Below are 6,608 nucleotides of genomic sequence, written 5' to 3'. Positions count from 1 at the left end.
CTGACCACCCCAACACCTGCTCGTAAGCGGCGCCGCTGCGGTGACACCCCTCTACGGATGGAGATGGAGGGCGTCAACATGGATTTTCACATCGGTTCCAAAAAATCGATAATTTTGATGGTTGCCGGATCCTCGCAAGACGCGGCAACCCTACCTGATGGAGCTTTAGCTATTCCGAGATAGCTTGGCTCGAAGATGCCGTCACCGATGCTCCTTGTGCGTCGGTAACACTCGGTGGTGGCGACCAATCAGATCGTTCGCTGCTCCTGTCCATCCAGAAACCAATCTGGATTAACTACTTGTTTCGGATCGACTGTATCGTGACGACGTTGAAACGACCTACGGTATGTCCGTGGGTAGAACAGGCGACGGAGCACAGATCATCCGCATCGGTATCATCGCGCATCTGAAGTACGCCATCCGGGAGCCATTCCCTGGTGGATTGGAGATGCACACGCATCTTCTTGCCTCCTCGCTTCGCAAGCGCGGCCATCACGTCACCGTATTCGCTTCGACCCGTTCCGATGAAATGCTGGGGCTGGAAGCGATCTGCGACGAGACATCGTTGCTCGATACCGGCACGGCTGAGGCAGCCGATGTGCCGTTCTTTCGTGAACATCACGCCTATCTCGACTTGATGACGTCGTTGCGCACGCGATCTTTCGATGTCATCCATAACAACTCGTTGCACTATCTGCCGGTATCGATGGCAAGCACATTGAACACGCCGATGGTAACGACCCTGCACACGCCACCCTTTTGCTGGTTGGAGAGCGGGGTCAGGCTATGTCGGGCGCCGAACATGCGCTTCGTCGCCGTGTCGGACACGATCCGCCAGCTATGGTCTCATATCACCACGATCGATCGAACCGTGGCGAACGGCATCGATCTGGACAGCTTCCCCTTCAATTCAACGGCTGATTCGGACGATTATCTCATTTGGTATGGTCGTATCGTACCGGAAAAAGGCCTTCATCTGGCGATCGACGCCGCTCGCATGGTTGGCTGGCCTTTGAAAATTGCAGGCCCCATATCCGATTCAGCGTATTTTGCCGAAGAGATCGAACCACGCCTTGGCGCCGATGCGATTTATATGGGTCATCTGGAGCATCGGGCGTTGGGTCGCTTGATCGGTGGTGCCCGAGCGTTTTTGTGCACGCCTCGCTGGGAAGAGCCCTATGGCCTCGTCGTTGCCGAAGCTCTGGCCTGCGGCACGCCGGTCGCGGCATTCGCCCGTGGTGCCATTCCGGCGTTGGTCGACGCCAGTTGCGGCGCACTCGCGGCACCTGACGATGTCGCGGCGCTGGCCGATGCCGCCCGGCGGGCTATGAAGCTTGATCGCCTGTCCTGTCGGCGTCGGGCGGAAGCGATCTGCGATGCTGACGCGATGATCGATGCCTATGAAGCTCTTTACGCCGAGATGGTGGAACCAGTGACTGCGGCCTTCCTACCTCCGATTGCCCAGGCGACGATGGCCGGTGCGGCGTAATGATGCCGCCGTTCTGTGTCTGCGTTCCCGCGCGCAACGAGGCGAAGAGACTGCCGACGCTATTGTCCGCATTGGCGACGCAAGATGTCGTCGGTCTTATTCCGGTCGCCATTTGTCTGAACAACATCGATGACGACAGCGTCGAGCTCGTCCATGCCGCCCGCCAACGATATGACGGCCGTTTGGGCATTCTGATCGAGGAACATCGATTGCCACCCGATCGAGCTCATGCCGGCGCGGCGCGCCGGATCGCGATGGATCGAGGGCTGGCCTATATCGACCCGGATCATGGCATCCTGATATCGACCGATGCCGATTGTCGTCCTCCCGCCGGCTGGATCACCGCCAATCTCACCGCCATGGCCGCTGGCGTGGATATGGTCGGTGGCCGCATCGTTTTGGATGATGCCGAGCCGATCCCGGCCGATCTCGCCAGAATACGGCATGCGATCGACGGTTACTGGCACGATGTTCGGGAAATCGAGGACCGGATAGACCCCTGCCTCTGGGACTCCCCGCCCCGACACGGCGATCATACCGGCGCCAGTCTGGCGATCACTACCGATCTATATCGCAAGGCCGGGGGCGTACCCCCGATCCCGCTGGGGGAAGATCGCGCCCTGGTCGAGAACGGCATTGCCGCTGGCGGTCGTCTGGCTCATCCAATATCGGTCTGGACGCGCACATCGTCACGCCGCCAAGGCCGGGCGACGGGCGGCATGGCCACGGAAATGAAGCGACTGGAAGCGTTGGCGCTCGTCGGGCTCCCACCCCTGCTGCCGTCCTTCGATCAATGGCGGCAACGGGCCGCCTGGCGACGCGCGATCCGTGCTTCACCGGACGGCGCCGCGGCGGTCATCCGGGAGGAGCGACTGCTGCCGCCAATGCTTTGCGATTTTCCGCTGGATATCGCGCCATGAGCCGTCCGATCGGCTATTATGTCCATCATCATGGTGATGGACATCGCCAGCGCGCCCTGACGATCGCGCCCCATCTTCATGGACGCCTCGTGCTGCTCGGCACCGGCCTCTCGGGCCGAACGGGGGACGTGCCAACGATCGATCTGCCCGACGACCGGATGCCCGATGACGCATTCGATGGTCGAGACTGCTCCACGTCTCGTCCGGAAGCACTTCATTATGCGCCGACCGACCATGACGGCATCCGGCGACGGATCGCGACGGTCGCCGGCTGGATCGCCGACGCCTGCCCTGCCCTGATGATCGTGGACGTATCCGCCGAGATTGCCATGCTGTCCCGGCTGGCCTCCGTTCCGACCGTACCGGTGCGCCTGAACGGCCTGCGCGACGACGCTCCGCATCGCCAGATGTTCGCTGCGGCCGACGCGATCCTGGCGCCGTTCCATCACGAACTCGATGATCGCGGCGTTACGGCAGATGTTCGTGCCAAAACTGTCTATGCGCCCGGCCTGACCCCGCCCCCGGTCGTTACCGGGACAAACGACCGGCAGGTTCTGGTCGTCATCGGGCGGGGCGGTGGGACCAGCAATGGTGAGCAATGGATCGCAGCGGCCCGAGCGGTGCCTGATCGCGAATGGCGCGTTATCGGCCCTTGCACGATCACAAAAGACATTCCGTCGAACCTTTCCTTCTCAGGATGGATCGATGACCCGAGCGCCGCCATCGCCGCTGCAGGTGTGATCGTCGGCGCGGCGGGGGACGGCATCGTCAGCGCTGTGCTGCAAAGCGGAAAGCCGTTCGTCTGCATTCCCGAAGATCGCCCTTTCGACGAACAACGGTCGAAAGCCCGTGGTCTTGCGGCATCCGCTGCCGCGGTTGTCTGCCCGTCGATACCCGAACCTGACGCCTGGGCCCAATTGATCGGGCAAGCCGAAGCGCTCGATCCGGCGGCACGGACGCGCCTTCACGATCCGCATGGCCCCCGTCATCTCGCGGATCGACTGCTGCAACTGGCCGATGGCCACAACTCCGACGGGCAAAGATCGGCATGACCGACCATGATTTGGTGACGACGCTCGCAACGCTGGGCGCCGGATACGACGCGACCCCCGGCTTTCCGGTCAATAGCCTGACCGCACTGATCGAGCGCGGCCTTCACCGACGTTTCGCCCCTGGCTCTGCGGACGGCGCGGGTCATACGGACGCCCTACTCGCCGCGCTTCGATTGGTCGGTAGAGGTGATCTAAGCGTCGGCCGACTGTTCGAAGGACATGTCAACGCACTCGCCCTGTTCGGCTGGTACGCAACGGCGGAGCAGCACGCATGGCTGACCAAGCAATTGGATCGCGGTGCGTGGTTCGGCGTATGGGCCACCGAGCCGCCTCCGGGGGTCCGCATCGCCACCGACGCGGGGGAGTCGCGTCTGCAGGGGGCGAAACACTTCGCCAGCGGTGCCGGCGGGATCAATTTCGCTATCGTCACGGCACAACCCGATACCGGGCCGCGTCGAATCGTGATCGCGCCAGCCAACGATCCAGCCAGAACCGATCTATCCGCGTGGCGGGTGCGCGGCATGCGCGCCAGTTGCAGCGGCCGATACGATCTGTCCGATTTGCCGGCCGGCCCGGTGGAGACGATCGGCGCGGCGGGCGATTACGATCGCGATCCGCGCTTCACCGCCGGTGCTTGGCGTTTTCTCGCCGTCCAGCTCGGGGGCATCGAGGCGCTCGTCATCGAGACGCGCAAGGGCATGTCCGAGAACGCACGCGCCGACCCCATCCAACGCGCCCGGTTCGCCGACGCCGTCGTCGCCGCCCGCACCGCAGGCCTGTGGGTCCGCGAAGCCGCGATCCGGGCGATGCGCGAGGATGTCGATGCCCCCGCATTCGTGCAGATGACGCGCGGCATCGTCGAGCGGGCCGGGCTGGATGTGATCGAGGCCGCTTCCCGGTTACTTGGAACGCGCAGCGCCTTCGATGGCGTTCGCGCCGACAAGATCATCCGCGATCTCAGCCTCTACCTTCGTCAGGGTGGACCGGATCATGCGCGCGATCAGGCCGCCATTGCCTGGTTGGCCGACGATGTCTGGGGCGAGGGAGACGCGTGGTGGTGATCCCGCTGTCCCAAAGCCCATGGCGCTCGGCTCGCTGGCTGATCCTGGCGCCGCATGCCGATGACGAGACGCTGGGCACCGGTGCGCTGATCGCCGATACGGCGGCGGGTAACCGACTGGGTGCGGTGGCCATCCTGACCGATGGATCGGGATCGCAGCCCTGCCCCACCCCGGCCGACCGTACGCGATTGATCCGGCAGCGACGGCAGGAGGCCAGTCGCGCCGTTCGCATTCTCGCCGATGGCAAATCGCCAACGCTTCGATTTCTCGATTGGCCGGATGCCCATCCTTCAGCTGACGGGAGCGCGGCATTCCTGCGCTCGGCCGCCACCCTCGCGGCGATGATCCGTCGCCTCCGCATCGACGCGATCGCCACCACCGCGCTGGGGGAGCCGCATTGCGACCACAGCGCCTGTTACCGATTGGCCGCGCATGTCGTGCGCACCGCCCGTCGGCCGGTGTCCCTGTTCGCCTATACCGTCTGGGGGACCGAGCCGCGAACGAGACGGATATTGCAAACCGGCCCGATCACATCAGGTCATCGGACCGCCGCGCTTCGCATGCATCGGTCGCAGTTGTTCGGGCAGGGATTTCGCCTGCCCCGCAGCAAGCAGCGCATGAAAACGACGGACCTGCTCTATCTGATGGATGCCCATGCCCGCAGACCATAGTCTGGACGCCAGCTATTTCGATGGCATCTTCGCGAGCGACGACGACCCTTGGTCGCTCGCCAGCAGCCCGTATGAAGCGGCCAAATTCGATGCGACCATCGCCGCGATCGCCGACTCCCGCTACGATCGCGGGCTAGAGATCGGTTGCGCGCATGGCGTACTTACGGTCCGTCTGGCCGAATTATGCGGTACGTTGCTCGCCATCGATATCAGCACGCATGCCGTCGATCTGGCGCGGCGGCGTTGCGCGTCATTGCCGATGGTGCGGATCGAGCAAGCCGCCTTCCCCGCCGACGTGCCGGCGGATCGCTTCGACCTCATCACGCTGTCCGAAGTCGTCTATTACTGGAGCGACGCCGATATCGCGGCAGCGGCGAGAGCGATCGTGACGATCGCCGATCCCGGTTGCCGCCTGATACTCGTCCACTGGACGGGTGAAACCGATTATCCGCAATCCGGTGACGACGCCGTCACCAAGCTCCGTCTCCATCTGGGCGACGCCATCACCGTTGTTCGGGCAGACCGAACGTCGAGCTATCGGCTCGACCAATGGATCATGCGATGAGGCCCCTATCGGTCCTGACGCTGGTCAAGAATCGTGAAGATCATTTGATCCAGCTGATCGAAGGACTGCGCCGTAGCAAGATCGCGCCTGCCGAACTGATCGTCGTCGATATGAGCGACCAACCGATCGCACCGCCATCCAAAGCCTCCTTTCCCATCAAGACGATCCGCTGGGCCACCGACGATCTACCCTTGGCCGCGGCGCGCAACCGCGCCGCCCGTGCCGCCACAGCGCCGCATCTACTATTTCTGGATGTAGACTGTATCCCGCTCGCCGGTTGCGTGGGAACGATGTCCGCCGCGATCGAACAACACGACGCGCTGCTTTGCGCCGATATCCGCTATCTCGGTCCCGACGACGCCAGCCCGAACTGGCATGAGGCAGACCTGATCGAACGCGGCGTACCACACCCCGTCCGCTCGTTTCCGCCCACCAGCATCCGACAGGAACCGAACCCCGGCCTGTTCTGGTCGCTGGCATTCGCGATCCGCCGACAACGCTTCGAGGAACTGGGCGGGTTCGACGAGGCATTCACGGGCTACGGCGCGGAAGATACCGATTTCGGCTATCGCGCCGACCGCGCCGGCGTTCCGCTCCTGTTCGTCGGTGGCGCAATCGCGTGTCATCAATATCACCCGACCTACGATCCGCCGGTGCAGCATTTCGACGATATCCTCCGCAACGCCGCGCTGTTCCATCGTCGGTGGGGATGGTGGCCGATGGAGGGCTGGTTGCAGAGCTTTGAAAGCATGGGGCTGATCCATCGCCTGCCCCATGAACTTGTCCGGCTACGATCGCCAGATGACGACGACCGGGTGCCAGTCAGCGTATCATGAGCGCGGACGCCCTG

Annotated in this window: 8 protein-coding genes; all 8 read left to right on the top strand. The window is 63.5% G+C overall.

Going from position 1 to position 6,608, the window contains the following annotated elements:
* Positions 1 to 183: hypothetical protein (locus JAO74_RS18715; RefSeq protein WP_233150770.1), on the top strand; the 183-nt coding region annotated here is incomplete at its 5' end.
* Positions 184 to 346: 163 nt separating this feature from the next.
* Entirely contained in the window at positions 347 to 1,489 is a 1,143-nt protein-coding gene (locus JAO74_RS07900) for a glycosyltransferase family 4 protein (RefSeq protein WP_233150769.1), read from the top strand.
* Positions 1,489 to 2,409 (top strand): glycosyltransferase family 2 protein, encoded by a 921-nt coding sequence (locus JAO74_RS07895; RefSeq protein ID WP_199036698.1) that lies wholly within the window; start codon positions 1,489 to 1,491, stop codon positions 2,407 to 2,409. Before JAO74_RS07900 ends, JAO74_RS07895 begins: the two co-directional genes overlap by 1 nt.
* An 89-nt stretch (positions 2,410 to 2,498) precedes the next feature.
* Positions 2,499 to 3,461, top strand: coding sequence for a glycosyltransferase (locus JAO74_RS07890; protein ID WP_199036697.1), 963 nt, complete (start codon positions 2,499 to 2,501; stop codon positions 3,459 to 3,461).
* The gene (locus JAO74_RS07885) at positions 3,458 to 4,522 is read left to right on the top strand and encodes an acyl-CoA dehydrogenase family protein (RefSeq protein ID WP_233150768.1); all 1,065 of its coding nucleotides are present in this window, start codon (positions 3,458 to 3,460) and stop codon (positions 4,520 to 4,522) included. Before JAO74_RS07890 ends, JAO74_RS07885 begins: the two co-directional genes overlap by 4 nt.
* Positions 4,519 to 5,193 (top strand): PIG-L deacetylase family protein, encoded by a 675-nt coding sequence (locus JAO74_RS07880; protein ID WP_332908752.1) that lies wholly within the window; start codon positions 4,519 to 4,521, stop codon positions 5,191 to 5,193. Before JAO74_RS07885 ends, JAO74_RS07880 begins: the two co-directional genes overlap by 4 nt.
* A complete protein-coding gene (locus JAO74_RS07875; RefSeq protein ID WP_199036694.1) occupies positions 5,177 to 5,758 on the top strand; it encodes a class I SAM-dependent methyltransferase in 582 nt (193 codons plus the stop codon). Before JAO74_RS07880 ends, JAO74_RS07875 begins: the two co-directional genes overlap by 17 nt.
* On the top strand, positions 5,755 to 6,594 hold the full coding sequence (locus JAO74_RS07870) for a glycosyltransferase family 2 protein (protein WP_199036692.1): 840 nt from the start codon (positions 5,755 to 5,757) through the stop codon (positions 6,592 to 6,594). Before JAO74_RS07875 ends, JAO74_RS07870 begins: the two co-directional genes overlap by 4 nt.
* Positions 6,595 to 6,608: the final 14 nt, after the last annotated feature.

Origin of the sequence: Sphingomonas mollis (assembly GCF_016427505.1) — a bacterium.
GTDB lineage: Bacteria > Pseudomonadota > Alphaproteobacteria > Sphingomonadales > Sphingomonadaceae > Sphingomonas > Sphingomonas mollis.
This window is presented reverse-complemented; position numbering and strand designations above follow the sequence as displayed.

Bases quoted from the DNA above. Each gene is read 5' to 3' on its own strand.
- JAO74_RS07900 (WP_233150769.1), top strand. From the start codon at position 347: ATGTCCGTGGGTAGAACAGGCGACGGAGCACAGATCATCCGCATCGGT.
- JAO74_RS07870 (WP_199036692.1), top strand. From the start codon at position 5,755: ATGAGGCCCCTATCGGTCCTGACGCTGGTCAAGAATCGTGAAGATCAT.
- JAO74_RS07875 (WP_199036694.1), top strand. From the start codon at position 5,177: ATGCCCGCAGACCATAGTCTGGACGCCAGCTATTTCGATGGCATCTTC.
- JAO74_RS07885 (WP_233150768.1), top strand. From the start codon at position 3,458: ATGACCGACCATGATTTGGTGACGACGCTCGCAACGCTGGGCGCCGGA.
- JAO74_RS07895 (WP_199036698.1), top strand. From the start codon at position 1,489: ATGATGCCGCCGTTCTGTGTCTGCGTTCCCGCGCGCAACGAGGCGAAG.